Raw genomic sequence first — 14,421 nt, 5'->3', positions numbered from 1 at the left:
ATTTCAGCGCGGCAGCTTGAGGTTGTTCCACAGCGCCAGGCTCGCTTCGGCCTGGTTCAGGGTATAGAAGTGCAGGCCTGGTGCGCCGCCTTGCAGCAGCTGTTCGCACATGCGGGTGATCACTTCTTCGCCAAAAGCCTGGATGCTGGCGGTGTCATCGCCATAGGCTTCCAGCTGCTTGCGGATCCAGCGCGGGATCTCGGCGCCACAGGCGTCGGAGAAACGCGCCAGCTTGCTGTAGTTGGTGATCGGCATGATGCCGGGTACCACCGGGATATCCACGCCCAGCTTCTGTGCGCGCTCGACAAAGTAGAAGTAGCTGTCGGCGTTGAAGAAGTACTGGGTGATGGCGCTGTCGGCACCGGCCTTTACCTTGTGCACGAAGTTGCCCAGGTCGGCCTCAAAGTTGCGCGCCTGTGGGTGCATTTCGGGGTAGGCGGCGACTTCCAGGTGGAAGTGATCAGCGGTTTCCTGGCGGATGAACTCGACCAGGTCGCTGGCGTAGCGCAGTTCGCCCGTGGCCATGCCCATGCCCGACGGCAGGTCACCGCGCAGGGCAACGATGCGCTTGATGCCGGCGGCCTTGTACTCGGCCAGCAAGGCGCGCAGTTCGGCCTTGGTGTCGCCCACGCACGACAGGTGCGGTGCGGCAGGTACCTTCACTTCGTTTTCCAGCTGCAGCACGGTATTCAGCGTGCGGTCGCGGGTCGAGCCACCGGCACCATAGGTGCAGGAGAAGAAGTCCGGGTTGCAGGCGGCCAGCTGGCGGGCCACGCCCATCAGCTTTTCGTGACCGGCGTCGGTCTTGGTCGGGAAGAACTCGAAACTGTAGCGGCGTTCTTGTGACATCAGGCGTTCCTCTGGCAGCGAGCTGCGAGCTGCGAGCTGCAAGCTGCAAGTAAAAGCCAGATCGGTGATGGCCGGTCTGGCTTGGTCATCGTTCAAGATTTTTAGAGGCTTGAGCTACAAGCAGCAACAGCACGGTCTGCCTTTGCTTGCAGCTTGCAGCTTCAAGCTTGCCGCTTAGTAACGGTAAGCGTGCGGCTTGAACGGGCCTTCGACGGTCACGCCGATGTAGTCGGCTTGCTGCTTGGTCAGTTGGGTGACCACGCCGCCGAAGCCGCGGACCATTTCCAGGGCCACTTCTTCGTCGAGCTTCTTCGGCAGCACTTCTACGGTCAGGCGCTCGGCTTTCTTCTCGGCCGACAGGTCGGCGAACTTCTGCTCGAACAGGAAGATCTGGGCCAGCACCTGGTTGGCGAACGAACCGTCCATGATGCGGCTTGGGTGGCCAGTGGCGTTGCCCAGGTTGACCAGGCGGCCTTCGGCCAGCAGGATCAGGTAGTCGTCGTTCTGCGGGTCGAAGCTGCCAGCGCCGGTACGGTGGATCTTGTGTACCTGCGGCTTGACCTCTTCCCAGGCCCAGTTCTTGCGCATGAAAGCGGTGTCGATCTCGTTGTCGAAGTGGCCGATGTTGCACACCACGGCACGCTTCTTCAGGGCCTTGAGCATGTTGGCGTCGCAGACGTTGACGTTACCGGTAGTGGTCACGATCAGGTCGATCTTGCCCAGCAGGGCCTTGTCGATGCTGGCTTCGGTGCCGTCGTTGATGCCGTCGATGAACGGCGAAACCAGCTCGAAGCCGTCCATGCAGGCCTGCATCGCGCAGATCGGGTCAACTTCGGTGACCTTGACGATCATGCCTTCCTGGCGCAGGGACTGGGCGGAGCCCTTGCCCACGTCGCCGTAGCCGATCACCAGGGCCTGCTTGCCCGACAGCAGGTGGTCGGTACCCCGCTTGATGGCGTCGTTCAGGCTGTGACGGCAGCCGTACTTGTTGTCGTTCTTGCTCTTGGTGACCGAGTCGTTGACGTTGATTGCCGGGACTTTCAGCTCGCCCTTGGCCAGCATGTCCAGCAGGCGGTGTACGCCAGTGGTGGTTTCTTCGGTCACGCCGTGCACGCGGTCCAGTACCTGTGGGTACTTCTTGTGCAGCAGTTCGGTCAGGTCGCCACCGTCGTCGAGGATCATGTTGGCGTCCCATGGCTGGCCATCCTTCAGGATGGTCTGCTCCAGGCACCACTCGTACTCTTCTTCGGTTTCACCTTTCCAGGCGAACACCGGGATACCGGCGGCGGCGATGGAGGCGGCGGCCTGGTCCTGGGTGGAGAAAATGTTGCAGGACGACCAGCGCACTTCGGCACCCAGGGCAACCAGGGTTTCGATCAGCACGGCAGTCTGGATAGTCATGTGGATGCAGCCCAGGATCTTCGCACCCTTGAGCGGTTGCTCGGCCAGGTACTTGCGACGCAGGCCCATCAGTGCAGGCATTTCCGATTCGGCGATGATGGTTTCGCGACGGCCCCAGGCGGCCAGGGAGATGTCGGCGACTTTGAAATCGGTAAAACCAGCAGGCATGTTTGCAGCGCTCATGAGAGCCTCCATTCGTAGTGTGCGAATGGGCGCCGTTGTGCGTTAAGCGCCCGCGAGAGCGAGCAACGCCCCATCCGAGCCTGACAGGCCTAGCCTGCTGCAGCGCCCCTCGGACAGGTGGCGGGCATGGCACCGCTGAGGGCAACCATGTAAAGCGGCGGAGATTATAGCCGCGCCCGCCGGCTTGCCCAAGGTTTTCTGTCGATTAATCGCGACGATAGTCGATGTTCAATGGAGCGATGGCGGCCGCTCTGCCATCATTGCTACACATTAGCCAAGCAGGTCAGGAGTACAGATGAACTTTCACACCCGCAAGTGGGTTAAACCCGAAGACCTCAACCCCAATGGCACCCTGTTCGGTGGCAGCCTGTTGCGCTGGATCGACGAAGAGGCGGCAATTTATGCCATCGTCCAGCTGGGCAACCAGCGCGTGGTGACCAAGTACATGTCGGAAATCAACTTCGTCAGTGCATCGCGCCAGGGCGACATCATCGAACTGGGCATCACCGCCACCGAGTTCGGCCGCACCTCGATCACCCTCAAGTGCGAAGTGCGCAACAAGATCACCCGCAAGAGCATCCTGACCGTCGACAAGATGGTGTTCGTCAACCTGGGTGAAGACGGCTTGCCGGCGGCCCATGGGCGGACCGCGATCAAGTATGTACAGGACCAGTTCCCGGATTCTGCGGTGGAATAAACATCTTGGGGCCGCTGCGCAGCCCATCGCGACACAAGGCCGCTCCTACAGGGGAACGCGATCTCTTGTAGGAGCGGCCTTGTGTCGCGATGGGCCGCAAAGCGGCCCCCATTTCTCAAGGCTGGTCGCTAACCTTGCGCACCACCCGCCCAATGCTCAACCCCTGCACCAGGATCGACGACAGCACCACGATGTAGGTGATCGACAGCAGCAGGTCACGCTCCTCGCCCAGTGGCAGCGACAGCGCCAGGGCCACCGACACCCCGCCACGCAGGCCACCCCAGGTCAGCACCCGCACCGTGCCTTTGGGCACCGGCCGCCAACGGCGCAGCAGCACGATCGCCGGCGCCACGGTCAGCAAGCGCGACAACAGCACCGCCAATGCCAGTACGCCGCCGGCCGCCAGATGCATCCAGTTGAACGGCAGCAGCAACAGTTCCAGGCCGATCAAGGCAAACAGCAGGGCATTGAGCATGTCATCGATCAGCTCCCAGAAGCCGTCCATGTAGCGCCGGGTCATGTCGTTCATCGCCAGGTTGCGCCCCAGGTTGCCGATGATCAGGCCGGCCACCACCATGGCGATCGGCGCCGACACGTGCAGCTCGTAGCAGATCGCCGAGCCACCGATCACCAGTGCCAGGGTCAGCATGACCTCCACCTGGTACTGCTCGACACTCTTGATCATGCGGTAGGTGGCGTAGCCGATCAGGCCACCAAACACCACGCCGCCAATGGCCTCGCGGGCGAACAGGATCGCCGTGTCGGTCATGCTTGGCGTTTCACCCAACTGGATGATGCCCAGCAACACGGTGAACACCACCACTGCGGTGCCGTCGTTGAACAGCGACTCGCCAACGATGGTGGTTTTCAGCGGTTTGGGCGCATTGGCAGTACGCAGTGCGCCGAGCACGGCAATCGGGTCGGTCGGCGAGATCAGCGCGCCGAACAGCAGGCAATAGATCAGCGGCACTTGCCAGCCGAACAGGGCAAACACCCAGTGCGACAGGTAACCGATGACCACGGTGGCAATCAACACGCCGACGGTGGCCAGCAGACCGATCGGCCAACGGTAGCTGCGCAGGTCGGTGAGGTTGACGTGCAGGGCGCCGGCAAACAGCAGGAACGCCAGCATCCAGTGCATCAGCAGGTCATTGAAGTCGATCTGGTTCATCAAGCCTTCGACGCGCTCTTCCAGGCCAGGGAAGCCGATCAGGCTCAGGCCTTGCAGAATCAGCGAAAACAGCAACGCCGTGACCATCACGCCGATGGCGGGGGGCAGGCCGATGAAACGGTAGTTCACGTAGGTGAGCAGGGTGGTGAGGCAGATAAACGCGGCAACTAATTCAAGCATCCCGAATCCTGTAACAGTGGCTTCCAAGTCGTAACCCGAATGGCTCGGGCAGTTCTTTGATGACCTGGCGAGGGGTTCGGGACACAGGCTTTGACCGGATTCGTTGTGATCGTTCCCATGTAAGGGGCTGCTGCGCAGCCCAATCGCCGGCAAGCCAGCTCCCACATGTACTGCATCAACCTTGAAGGCGACGCGCTCGATGTGGGAGCTGGCTTGCCGGCGATTGGGCCGCACAGCGGCCCCCGAACGCTATATATTCGCAGCCATAAAAAGCCATAAGGACAACAAGGCGTGTTGGCAACATCCCTGGTGCTGGTCGCCGCCCTGCTGCATGCGACCTGGAATACCCTGATCAAATTCAGCGGCGAGCGCCTGTTGGTAATCGCCAGCATGGACACCGTCGCACTGGCATTTGCAGTGCTGGCCGTGCCCTTCGTCGAGGTGCCCCCAGGCAATATCTGGCCGTGGCTGATCGCCTCGGCGCTGGCCGAGCAGCTGTACCGCTACCTGCTGATCCAGGCCTACCGCGTGGGTGACCTGGGGCTGGTCTATCCTCTGATGCGCGGGCTGTCGCCGCTGGTGGTGCTGGGGCTGACCCTGGCCTTTGCCGGGGAGTCGCTGAGCCAGCAGCAGATCATCGGCATCCTGCTGATCCCTTGTGGCATGGCGTGCCTGCTGTGGCAGGGCGGTGGCGGTGACCGGCTGCCCTGGTCGATGCTGCCGGTAGTGGCCCTGATTGGCCTGTGCATCGGTTGCTACACCTGGTTCGACGGGCAGGCGGTAACGCTTTGGGGTAAACCCTGGGACTACTTGGTGTGGCTGACCCTGCTCAGTGCCTGGCAATTCCCGCTGCTGGCTACTGTTGCGCGGCGGGCACCGTTCGTATTGTTCTGGCGCACCCAATGGCGCCTGGGGCTGGCGGTAGGGTTCTGCGTACTGTTCAGCTACGCCCTGGTGCTGTGGGCCATGCACCTGGGCTCGGTGGCCGAGGCGGCGGCACTGCGGGAGTTGAGTGTGATCCTGGTGGTATTGCTGGGCATGCGCTACCTGAAAGAACCTTTTGGCGGGCCGAGACTCCTAGCTTGCGGGCTGGTGTTGGCCGGCATGCTGGTAATGAAGCTTTGACCTCAAGACTGAACAAGGAGTCCTGCCTATGACCGTTGCCCTGTGGTGCATCCTGATTGCGCTGTTCTTGCCGCCGCTGTGTGCGTTGATCGCCAAGGTCAGTAGCGGCCGCTTCGGCTTGAAGGACAATCACGACCCGCGTGCCTTCCTCGATACCCTGTCCGGGCTGCCACGGCGCGCGCATGCGGCCCAGCAGAACAGCTTCGAGGCCTTCCCGGCATTCGCTGCGGCGGTGCTGGTGGCGGATATCGTCGGTAACGCCGAGCAGGTGACCCAGGATGTGCTGGGGGTGATGTACATCACCAGCCGCTTGCTCTACATCATCTGCTACCTGGCCGACTGGGCTGCCTTGCGCTCGCTGGTGTGGTTTGCCGGAGTAGCGATCATTGTGGCGTTTTTTGTGGTTTCCATCTAAGCCTTCCAGGCTGCGTCAGTTTTTGTAGGAGCGGCCTTGTGTCGCGATAGGCCCGCAAAGCGGGCCAGGCGATTTCAGCGGCGAAGCTGAAAATGTGGGGCCGCTGCGCAGCCCGTTCGCGACACAAGGCCGCTCCAGGGTGCGCGCGAGCGGTCAAGGAATCTTGGGTACCTCTGGCAGCGGCTGGCCCTTGGGCCACAGCATCCAGATCTGCCCCTGCTGCTTCATGTTCCCGGCCAGCTCACCGGCCTGCGGCCCGGTACCCCAGAACAGGTCGGCACGCACTTCGCCAGCAATCGCCCCGCCCGTGTCCTGGGCGCCCACCGGGCGCACTACTGGCGAGCCATCCGGGCGGGTGGTGGACAACCACAACAAGCTACCCAGCGGAATCACCTTGCGGTCGATGGCCACGCTATAACCTGCGGTCAGCGGCACGTTCAGCGAGCCACGCGGGCCTTCGTTGCTGTCCGGGCGGGTGCTGAAGAACACGTAGCTGGGGTTGCTGGCCAGCAGCTCCGGTACGCGTTGCGGGTTGGCCTGGGCCCAGGCATGGATGGCGCCCATGCTCACATCTTCTTTCTTCAACTGGCCTTGCTCAACCAGCCAGCGGCCAATTGGCCGGTAGGGGTGGCCGTTCTGGTCGGCATAGCCCAGGCGCAGCTGGCGGCCGTCTTCCAGTTGTACCCGGCCAGAGCCCTGGATCTGCAGGAACTGGAGGTCCATCGGGTCGGTCAGCCAGGCCAGCACCGGCGCCTTGACGCCGTCACGGTTGATGACCTCGGCTGTGTCGTAAGGCTTGAGCACCCGGCCATCCAGGCGCCCGCGCAAGCGCTTGCCCTTGAGTTCGGGGTACACGCTGGCCAGGTCGACCACGATCATGTCGTCGGGGATGCCGTAGACCGCTACATGATTGGTTTTCGACTGGCTCAGGCTGCCGGGGTAGACCGGTTCGTAGTACCCGGTAATCAGGCCGTTGGCGTTGTTCTCGGCAGAACGCAGGCCGTAGACCTCAAGGTTCTGCTCCAGGAACGTGCGTACCTGGGTGGCACTGGCGGTGGCACTGCCGGCCGCTTCGCAGGTGGCAGCCCATACCTTGTCGCGCTTGAGCTTTTCGCACCCGCTGCGCCAGGCGTAGAAGCCGGCCAGCAGGTCTTCATCGCTGACTGCCGGCAGGTCTTTCCAGGTCGCCGGCGCGTAAGTGGCGATGGCGTGGGGTTCGGGTTTGGCGTTCTCGCCGCCGTTGCAGCCGGCCAGCAAGGCCAGCACCGGGAGTGTCCAGGCCAGGTGGCGCAGGGCAGATTTCATGTGTGCATTCCTGTCATGGGCGAACATGAATATTCGCCCCTGTTTTTGTATGGCTATTGGTCTTTGGCTGCTGCCCAGCGATACTGGCCGCCCATTTGCGTCGGCCGAAGTGAGCGTGATGTTGAAGCGATTGACCGTTGTTCTGTTGGCAGCACTGGCCTTGGGCGGCGCCCTGAGTGGCTGCGACCGGGTTGACCCGAACTCGCCGCTGGGCAAGCGTAAGGTGATCTTCAAGGACATGCTCAAGACCAGCGAAGACCTGGGCGGCATGTTGCGGGGTCGCTTGCCGTTCGACGGGGTGAAGTTTGCCGACGGTGCGCTGAAACTGGACAACCTCTCGCACCAGCCCTGGCAGCACTTTCCGCAGGTGCGCGATGGCGGTGACAGCAGTGCGCGTGCTGAGGTGTGGGAGCGGCAGACGCGTTTTCATGACCTGGCCCGGCAGTTGGAAGGCGTCACCGGCGAACTGGTTGATGTAACCCGCAACCAGCCGTTGGACGCTGCGCAGCTGAAGGCACCGATGGACAGGGTCGAGGCGGCGTGCAAGGCCTGTCATAGCGAGTTCCGCAATCATTGATTGCCTGCACTGGCTTCATCGCCGGCAAGCCAGCTCCCACAGGTATCACGCTGCCTTCGAGTGCTGTGCAGTACCTGTGGGAGCTGGCTTGCCGGCGATGAGGCCATTAAAGGCAACGCCCTTTTAGCGCAGGCCTCAGCGGTCGAGTTCGTCCACTGCTTCCTGCAGCTCTTTACGCGACTCGGCGAGCTTGTCCTTGCGCTTGTTGATCTTCTCGGAATCGCCTTTCTTCTCGGCTTTCTTCAGGTCCTTTTCCCGCTGCGCCACTTCGTGACGGGCGTCGAGCACCTTTTGCTCACGTTCCTTGCGCAGGCTGGCATCGGTGCAGTTGGCGACCCCGCGCAGCGCGTCTTCCAGCCCGGCGACCTGGGCGGTGTTGCCGTGGTCACGGGCAATCTTCAACTGGTTCTCGATGGCGCTGCGCTTGGCGGCGCAGCCGGTCAGGCCGGCATCCGGTTGGGCGGCCTGTACGGCGCTCGCAGCAAAACCAAGGGTCGCGAGCAGGAAAAGGGTCGAAATACGTTTCATGAAAAGCCTCCTGGACGGGGCGGGGCAGCAAAAAGTAGGGTGAAATCCTGCCTTGGTTTTGCCCATTTAGAAACCCTTGCCGGTCAATTCCGCTTGGATCTCAGGGTTTTCCTACAAGTAAATTGGTAAAAAATCATTGCTTGTTGTTTTGAAAGCCATCAACGCCGGCATCGGCCAGCTGCTCTGCAATCGCCTGGACATGCTCGCTGGCAAAAAAGCTGGCCAGTTTTTGCGCGCGCTTTTCGCCGATTCCGGGCGCTGTTTGCCACTCGCCAGGTGTGCGCGCTGCCAGCGCTGCCCACCCGCCTGTCAACGGCAGGCCGGCAGGCATGGGCGCGCCAAGCCCTCGCAGCCACTGGGCAAAAGGCCGTGTGCGAGCGTCATCGAAAGCACCCCGCAACTGCGCCGCCGTCGCCTCGCTGATGCCTGCCACCTGGGTCAGGCGTTGGGTATCCAGTTGCAGCCAGTCAGTCAGCGTGGTTACCTGCCCGGCGCTGACCAGGCGGCGCCAGGTACCTGGCCCGGTGCGCGGCAATGCCAGCCCCTGTTTGCTGCTGAGCCAGCTGAGGCGGGCAATGAATTGTTCCTCGCAGCCTGTACGGGCTTGCCAGCAGCTGTGGGCGTGATGCTGGCCGGGGTCGGTCGCGGTCACAGGATGGCGCTCGACGGCGCGGTGCACCACCTGCTCAAGCCGCGGGATGGTCAGCCCGGCAAGGCTGACAGCCACCTGGTCACCGGGGCGGATGTCCAGGCTATGCCAGCGCGCCAGCGAACCCAGGCTGACCTGGGTGATGCGCCGGTCATCGAGGGTGACCGGCAGCAACTGCAGCACCGGTGTGACCCGGCCGGTGCGGCCAACCCGAAAGTGCACTGCGCGCACCTCGGCCAAAGCCTGTGCGTACGGGTATTTCCAGGCGGCAATCCAGTACGGTGCCTTGGCCTGCCAGCGCTCGGCGGGCGGCCGGTGGCCTTGGCGCAACACCACGCCATCGGTGGCGAAGGGCAGGGCGGAGCGGTACCAGTGCTCGCGCCAATGGGCTGCCTGCCCCAGTGTATTGATGGCGACGCTGTAATGCTGCGTGTCGGCAAAGCCCAGCTGTGCTAGCTGCGCGAGGCGCTCGGCCTGCGGTTCGGGCCCCTGCGGCCAGTCCCAGACAAACAGGCCGATACGGTTGCCCTGCTGGTTGTCGAGCTGTTTGCGTGCGAGCAGCCCGGCCACCGTGCCACGGGCGTTGGCACTGCCCGCCTGGGCTTGCACATGCGCACCCAGGCGCAGGTACAACTCGCCCTGTAGTTGCAGGTCGATGGCCTGCGGCAGCTGCCGGGTGATGGCGCCGAGCCGGGGAATGTGGCGGCTCCAGTCGTGCCCTTGCACCCCGTCTCCCCGGCTGACCAGTTGCACCAGGCGGCCCTGCCGATAGATGAGGGAGACGGCAACGCCATCGACCTTGGGCTGTACCCACACGTCGGCCTTGCCGGCCAGCCAGCGTTGCACGGCCTGGCGGTCGGCCAGTTTGTCGATGCCGGTGTGGGGCACCGGGTGAGGGACAGGGCCGCTGGCGCTGGCCAAGGGCGATGGCCCGGGCGCCAGGCCGAAGCACTGCTGCCAGTGCTCAAGGCGCTGGCGGCTCTGGTCGTAGAGTTCATCGGGCACCAGGGCCATGCCCTGGCGATGATAGTGGTCGTCCCATCGGGCAAGCGTGATACGCAGTTTTGCTATTTCTGCGTCGATTTGTCGTGGTGCCCAGTCGGGGCAGGGTTCGGCCCGTGCCATTGGGGTCTGGATCATTAACAGCAGGGCAAGCAAAAGCATGAACGGCATGGCCAGCATCCTTGCATGGCGGGAGGAGCCTTCAGCCTAGGCAGGCTGCGCGTGAGATGCCGTGCAGAGTTGTCAGCCGATATGTCGCGAGAAGGTTGGGTGAGGGCTGCCAGGTGCCTGTCTTGGGTTTTGAGGTGGGGCGGAAATCGAGCGCCGCCCGCGCGGCGCTTCGCGGCACAAGGCCGCTCCCACATCTGTTTCTGGCCAGTCACTCCTATGTGGTCACCTCTGTCCGCCCTGGTGGCTACATTCGATATCGAAGGTGCCGCAGCTGTTCTTCGTCAATCTCCGAGCATGCGCAAAGGGGGCGCGCGCCTATTGCTCAGGATTGACTGGCCGGAAACAGATGTGGGAGCGGCCTTGTGCCGCGAAGCGCCGCGCGGGCGGCGCTCGATCTCATGGGCGCTGAACATCGTGAGGCAAGCACCTGGCAGCCCATCCATCTTCCGGCCCAACCAAATCCCAGCTCAAAAAAAGCCCCTGCCGATCACTCGGCACGGGCTTTCATTTACCGCTGTAGGAAAATTACAGGCCGGCAGCGTCACGCAGCGCCTGGGCGCGGTCGGTGCGCTCCCAGGTGAAAGTGGTGAAGGTGTCGTCGCCGACGGTCTTCTGCTGCGGGGTACGGCCGAAGTGGCCGTAGGCAGCGGTTTCCTGGTACATCGGGTGCAGCAGGTCGAGCATGGTGGTGATGGCGTATGGACGCAGGTCGAAGCACTCGCGCACGATCTGGATGATCTTGTCGTCGGAGACCTTGCCGGTGCCGAAGGTGTTGATCGAGATGGAGGTCGGCTGGGCCACGCCGATGGCGTAGGACACCTGGATCTCGCAACGCTCGGCCAGGCCGGCAGCAACGATGTTCTTGGCCACGTAGCGGCCAGCGTAGGCGGCGGAACGGTCGACCTTGGACGGGTCCTTGCCGGAGAACGCGCCACCACCGTGACGGGCCATGCCGCCGTAGGAGTCGACGATGATCTTGCGGCCGGTCAGGCCGCAGTCGCCCACCGGGCCACCGATGATGAAGTTGCCGGTCGGGTTGATGTGGAACTGGGTGCCCTTGTGCAGCAGTTCGGCCGGCAGGGTGTGCTTGACGATCAGCTCCATCACGGCTTCTTGCAGGTCTTTCTGCGAAACCTCAGGGTTGTGCTGGGTCGACAACACCACGGCGTCGATGCCGACGACCTTGCCGTTTTCGTAACGGCAGGTGACCTGCGACTTGGCATCCGGGCGCAGCCATGGCAGCAGGCCGGACTTGCGTGCTTCGGCCTGGCGCTCGACCAGACGGTGCGAGAAGCAGATCGGTGCCGGCATCAGCACTTCGGTTTCGTTGCTGGCATAGCCGAACATCAGGCCCTGGTCACCGGCGCCCTGGTCTTCCGGCTTGGAACGGTCAACGCCCTGGGCGATGTCCACCGACTGCTTGCCGATGATGTTCATCACGGCGCAGGTGGCGCCGTCGAAGCCGACGTCGGAGCTGTTGTAGCCGATGTCGATGATGACCTTGCGCACCAGGTCTTCCAGGTCGACCCAGGCCGACGTGGTGACTTCGCCGGCGATGATGGCGACACCGGTCTTGACCAGGGTTTCACACGCTACGCGAGCGTATTTGTCCTGGGCGATGATGGCATCGAGGACCGCGTCCGAAATCTGGTCGGCGATCTTGTCCGGATGCCCTTCGGACACGGACTCGGAGGTGAAAAGGGAGTATTCGCTCATCTCGAAGGTTCCTGAAATTTACCGATGGTGTATGTCACCAGCCGTCCGCTGGAAATGGCGGACCTGGATCTGGAAACCGTTACGCAAGCCCACGTACAGGCTGTCTGCGTGAGCCAGCCCGGCAGCGTTGGCCCAGCGGGCCAGGTCGTCCTGTTCGAAGCCTAGCCAGAGGTCGCCGCAGGCTTCGCGTGCCCACCCCTGGTCATGGCTGCACAATTCGGTGACCAGCAGGCTACCGCCTGCCTTCACCCGTTTGGCCAGCTGGCGCAAGGCCAGGGCCGGGTCGCTGAAGTGGTGTAGCACCATGTTCAGCACAACGCAGTCGGCGGCCACATCCGTTGCACCCAGTGCATCGGCCAACTGCAGGTTCACGTTGTCGAGCCCTTCACGCTGGCACACCTGACGCGCCAGTTCGAGCATGGTCGCGCTGTTGTCCAGGGCGGTGACCTGGGCAAAGCGCCGGGCCAGGTCGGGCAGGAAGCCCCCGTCACCGGGGCCGACCTCCAGGGCACTGGCAGCCGGGTCGAAATGCAATTTGTCGAGCAGCGCCAGCAGGCTTTCGCGGTACTGCGGCAGGCCGGCGATCAGGTCTTGCTGGGCGCGGAATTTTTCTTCCACGCGCAAGAAGAAGTCCTGGCTGGTGGCCGCGCGGCGTTGCTGGACCTGGGCGATACGCGCCTGCACGTCTGGCGGCAGGGTCAGGTCATCGACTTCATCGAGCAGCGCCGCATGCAGGCGGCCACCCAGGCGCAGGCTGTCGGGCAGGGCGCGGCGGTAGAAAATGGCATTGCCTTCGCGGCGGGTGGCCACGAGTTCGGCCTGGGCCAGCACCTTCAGGTGATGGCTCATGCCCGATTGGCCGACGTCGAAGATCTGCGCCAGTTCCAGCACGCCGAACGAATCGTTGGCCAGGGCGCGCAGCACGTTCAGGCGCAGCTCGTCGCCACTGGCCTTGCACAGGGCGGCCAATGCTTCGCGTTGCTCGGGGATCGATTGCGCACGGAGGTTCATGGGGCGGCAGTCTAGACAGGCATCGTTGCCCTCGCAAGGCCAATATCAAAAAGTTTTGATATTGGCTGATGGGCGGAGTGCGAGGTTGCCAATGCCGCCCTCTTCGCGGGTGAACCCGCACCCACAGGTTCATCACAGATCTTGAGAGCAGTGATGACCCTGTGGGTGCGGGTTCACCCGCGAAGAAGCCAGCGCGGTTGCCCGGACTTTTACCCGAAATGAATGCCAATCAGAGGAAAAACCCCCGACTGCGACCATCCGTCATTGCCCCAGGCCCCCCCTGTGGGCGAAAATGGCCGCCTTTTTCGTGACACCACCTATACAAGCCCCCCAGGAGACCAGCGATGCCCAGCCGTCGTGAACGTGCCAACGCCATTCGCGCCCTCAGCATGGATGCCGTGCAAAAGGCTAATAGCGGCCACCCAGGTGCCCCCATGGGCATGGCGGATATCGCCGAAGTACTGTGGCGTGACTACCTGAAGCACAACCCGAGCAACCCAAGCTTCGCCGACCGTGACCGCTTCGTGCTGTCCAACGGCCACGGCTCGATGCTGATCTACTCGCTGCTGCACCTGACTGGCTACGACCTGTCGATCGACGACCTCAAGGCCTTCCGCCAGCTGCACAGCCGCACCCCGGGCCACCCGGAGTACGGCTACACCCCAGGTGTCGAGACCACCACTGGCCCGCTCGGCCAGGGCCTGGCCAACGCCGTGGGCTTCGCCCTGGCAGAAAAAGTCCTGGGCGCCCAGTTCAACCGTGACGGCCACACCATCGTCGACCACAACACCTACGTGTTCCTCGGCGACGGCTGCATGATGGAAGGCATCTCCCACGAAGTCGCCTCGCTGGCCGGCACCCTGGGCCTGAACAAGCTGGTCGCCTTCTACGACGACAACGGCATCTCCATCGACGGCGAAGTCCACGGCTGGTTCACCGACAACACCCCGGCGCGTTTCGAAGCCTACAACTGGCAGGTGATCCGCAACGTCGACGGCCACGATGCCGAAGAAATCAAGATGGCCATCGAGACCGCTCGCAAGAGCGACCGCCCGACCCTGATCTGCTGCAAAACCACCATCGGTTTCGGTTCGCCGAACAAGCAGGGCAAGGAAGACTGCCACGGCGCACCGCTGGGCAACGACGAAATCGCCCTGACCCGCCAGGCCCTGAACTGGAACCACGGCCCGTTCGAAATCCCGGCCGACATCTACGCCGAATGGGATGCCAAGGCTGCCGGTGCCAAGGCCGAAGCCGACTGGAACCAGCGCTTCGACGCCTACGCCAAGGCCTTCCCGGAGCTGGCTGCCGAGTTCAAGCGCCGTGACAGCGGCGAGCTGCCGGCTGACTTCAGCGCCAAGGCCCAGGCCTACATCGAAGAAGTGGCTGCCAAGGGTGAGACCATCGCCAGCCGCAAGGCCAGCCAGAACGCCCTGAACGC

Annotated in this window: 12 protein-coding genes, 1 pseudogene and 1 riboswitch; of the genes and pseudogenes, 5 read left to right on the top strand and 8 right to left on the bottom strand. The window is 63.2% G+C overall.

Translation table 11 applies throughout. The features are described from left to right. Positions 1–3: 3 nt before the first annotated feature. On the bottom strand, positions 4–849 hold the full coding sequence (gene metF / locus ACI2KG_RS27120) for a methylenetetrahydrofolate reductase [NAD(P)H] (RefSeq protein ID WP_404663984.1): 846 nt from the start codon (positions 847–849) through the stop codon (positions 4–6). 174 nt (positions 850–1,023) lie between these two features. Next, positions 1,024–2,433 (bottom strand): adenosylhomocysteinase, encoded by a 1,410-nt coding sequence (gene ahcY, locus ACI2KG_RS27115; RefSeq protein WP_201202187.1) that lies wholly within the window; start codon positions 2,431–2,433, stop codon positions 1,024–1,026. 20 nt (positions 2,434–2,453) lie between these two features. Further along, positions 2,454–2,550, bottom strand: a riboswitch (S-adenosyl-L-homocysteine riboswitch). Between the two features lie 178 nt (positions 2,551–2,728). On the opposite strand from ahcY, the gene ACI2KG_RS27110 reads away from it, so the two are divergent. Then, positions 2,729–3,130: an acyl-CoA thioesterase gene (locus ACI2KG_RS27110; protein ID WP_009682837.1), complete on the top strand. Its 402-nt coding sequence runs from the start codon at positions 2,729–2,731 to the stop codon at positions 3,128–3,130. A gap of 115 nt (positions 3,131–3,245) precedes the next feature. Here ACI2KG_RS27110 and ACI2KG_RS27105 read toward each other — a convergent pair whose 3' ends face one another. Next, entirely contained in the window at positions 3,246–4,481 is a 1,236-nt protein-coding gene (locus tag ACI2KG_RS27105) for a cation:proton antiporter (protein ID WP_404663983.1), read from the bottom strand. Between the two features lie 291 nt (positions 4,482–4,772). Between ACI2KG_RS27105 and ACI2KG_RS27100 the strand changes: the two genes are divergently transcribed. After that, positions 4,773–5,606: an EamA family transporter gene (locus tag ACI2KG_RS27100; protein WP_400612251.1), complete on the top strand. Its 834-nt coding sequence runs from the start codon at positions 4,773–4,775 to the stop codon at positions 5,604–5,606. 28 nt (positions 5,607–5,634) lie between these two features. Continuing rightward, a complete protein-coding gene (locus ACI2KG_RS27095) occupies positions 5,635–6,021 on the top strand; it encodes an MAPEG family protein (RefSeq protein ID WP_400612249.1) in 387 nt (128 codons plus the stop codon). 153 nt (positions 6,022–6,174) lie between these two features. Here ACI2KG_RS27095 and ACI2KG_RS27090 read toward each other — a convergent pair whose 3' ends face one another. Beyond that, positions 6,175–7,326, bottom strand: coding sequence for a murein transglycosylase A (locus tag ACI2KG_RS27090; protein WP_404663982.1), 1,152 nt, complete (start codon positions 7,324–7,326; stop codon positions 6,175–6,177). Between the two features lie 118 nt (positions 7,327–7,444). Here ACI2KG_RS27090 and ACI2KG_RS27085 point away from each other — a divergent pair, with 118 nt between their 5' ends. Beyond that, positions 7,445–7,903 carry a c-type cytochrome gene (locus ACI2KG_RS27085; RefSeq protein ID WP_404663981.1) on the top strand — a complete coding sequence of 153 codons (459 nt, stop codon included), beginning with the start codon at positions 7,445–7,447 and terminating at the stop codon, positions 7,901–7,903. 135 nt (positions 7,904–8,038) lie between these two features. Here the strand turns inward: ACI2KG_RS27085 and ACI2KG_RS27080 are convergent, their stop codons facing one another. The 4 genes from ACI2KG_RS27080 to ACI2KG_RS27065 all read right to left on the bottom strand — a co-directional run bounded on the left by ACI2KG_RS27080 (position 8,039) and on the right by ACI2KG_RS27065 (position 12,980). Beyond that, positions 8,039–8,431 (bottom strand): DUF1090 domain-containing protein, encoded by a 393-nt coding sequence (locus ACI2KG_RS27080; protein WP_404663980.1) that lies wholly within the window; start codon positions 8,429–8,431, stop codon positions 8,039–8,041. 133 nt (positions 8,432–8,564) lie between these two features. Continuing rightward, positions 8,565–10,253 carry an NAD-dependent DNA ligase LigB gene (ligB, locus tag ACI2KG_RS27075; protein ID WP_404663979.1) on the bottom strand — a complete coding sequence of 563 codons (1,689 nt, stop codon included), beginning with the start codon at positions 10,251–10,253 and terminating at the stop codon, positions 8,565–8,567. A gap of 525 nt (positions 10,254–10,778) precedes the next feature. Continuing rightward, positions 10,779–11,969, bottom strand: a complete 1,191-nt coding sequence (metK, locus tag ACI2KG_RS27070) for a methionine adenosyltransferase (protein WP_404663978.1) — start codon at positions 11,967–11,969, stop codon at positions 10,779–10,781. An 18-nt stretch (positions 11,970–11,987) separates the two neighbouring features. Continuing rightward, positions 11,988–12,980 carry an ArsR/SmtB family transcription factor gene (locus ACI2KG_RS27065; protein WP_404663977.1) on the bottom strand — a complete coding sequence of 331 codons (993 nt, stop codon included), beginning with the start codon at positions 12,978–12,980 and terminating at the stop codon, positions 11,988–11,990. Positions 12,981–13,324: 344 nt separating this feature from the next. Between ACI2KG_RS27065 and ACI2KG_RS27060 the strand changes: the two are divergent. Beyond that, a pseudogene (locus ACI2KG_RS27060) lies at positions 13,325–14,421 on the top strand (transketolase); the annotation flags it as partial.

It is taken from the genome of Pseudomonas sp. NPDC089407, from assembly GCF_044900445.1.
GTDB lineage: Bacteria > Pseudomonadota > Gammaproteobacteria > Pseudomonadales > Pseudomonadaceae > Aquipseudomonas.
The sequence above is the reverse complement of the archived record's forward strand: the minus strand, read 5'-3'. Positions and strand labels throughout refer to the sequence as shown.

Excerpts from the sequence above, each read along its gene's own strand:
- metF (WP_404663984.1), bottom strand. The coding sequence starts at position 849 with ATGTCACAAGAACGCCGCTACAGTTTCGAGTTCTTCCCGACCAAGACC.
- ahcY (WP_201202187.1), bottom strand. The coding sequence starts at position 2,433 with ATGAGCGCTGCAAACATGCCTGCTGGTTTTACCGATTTCAAAGTCGCC.
- ACI2KG_RS27110 (WP_009682837.1), top strand. The coding sequence starts at position 2,729 with ATGAACTTTCACACCCGCAAGTGGGTTAAACCCGAAGACCTCAACCCC.
- ACI2KG_RS27105 (WP_404663983.1), bottom strand. The coding sequence starts at position 4,481 with ATGCTTGAATTAGTTGCCGCGTTTATCTGCCTCACCACCCTGCTCACC.
- ACI2KG_RS27095 (WP_400612249.1), top strand. The coding sequence starts at position 5,635 with ATGACCGTTGCCCTGTGGTGCATCCTGATTGCGCTGTTCTTGCCGCCG.
- ACI2KG_RS27090 (WP_404663982.1), bottom strand. The coding sequence starts at position 7,326 with ATGAAATCTGCCCTGCGCCACCTGGCCTGGACACTCCCGGTGCTGGCC.
- ACI2KG_RS27085 (WP_404663981.1), top strand. The coding sequence starts at position 7,445 with ATGTTGAAGCGATTGACCGTTGTTCTGTTGGCAGCACTGGCCTTGGGC.
- ACI2KG_RS27080 (WP_404663980.1), bottom strand. The coding sequence starts at position 8,431 with ATGAAACGTATTTCGACCCTTTTCCTGCTCGCGACCCTTGGTTTTGCT.
- ligB (WP_404663979.1), bottom strand. The coding sequence starts at position 10,253 with ATGCCGTTCATGCTTTTGCTTGCCCTGCTGTTAATGATCCAGACCCCA.
- metK (WP_404663978.1), bottom strand. The coding sequence starts at position 11,969 with ATGAGCGAATACTCCCTTTTCACCTCCGAGTCCGTGTCCGAAGGGCAT.
- ACI2KG_RS27065 (WP_404663977.1), bottom strand. The coding sequence starts at position 12,980 with ATGAACCTCCGTGCGCAATCGATCCCCGAGCAACGCGAAGCATTGGCC.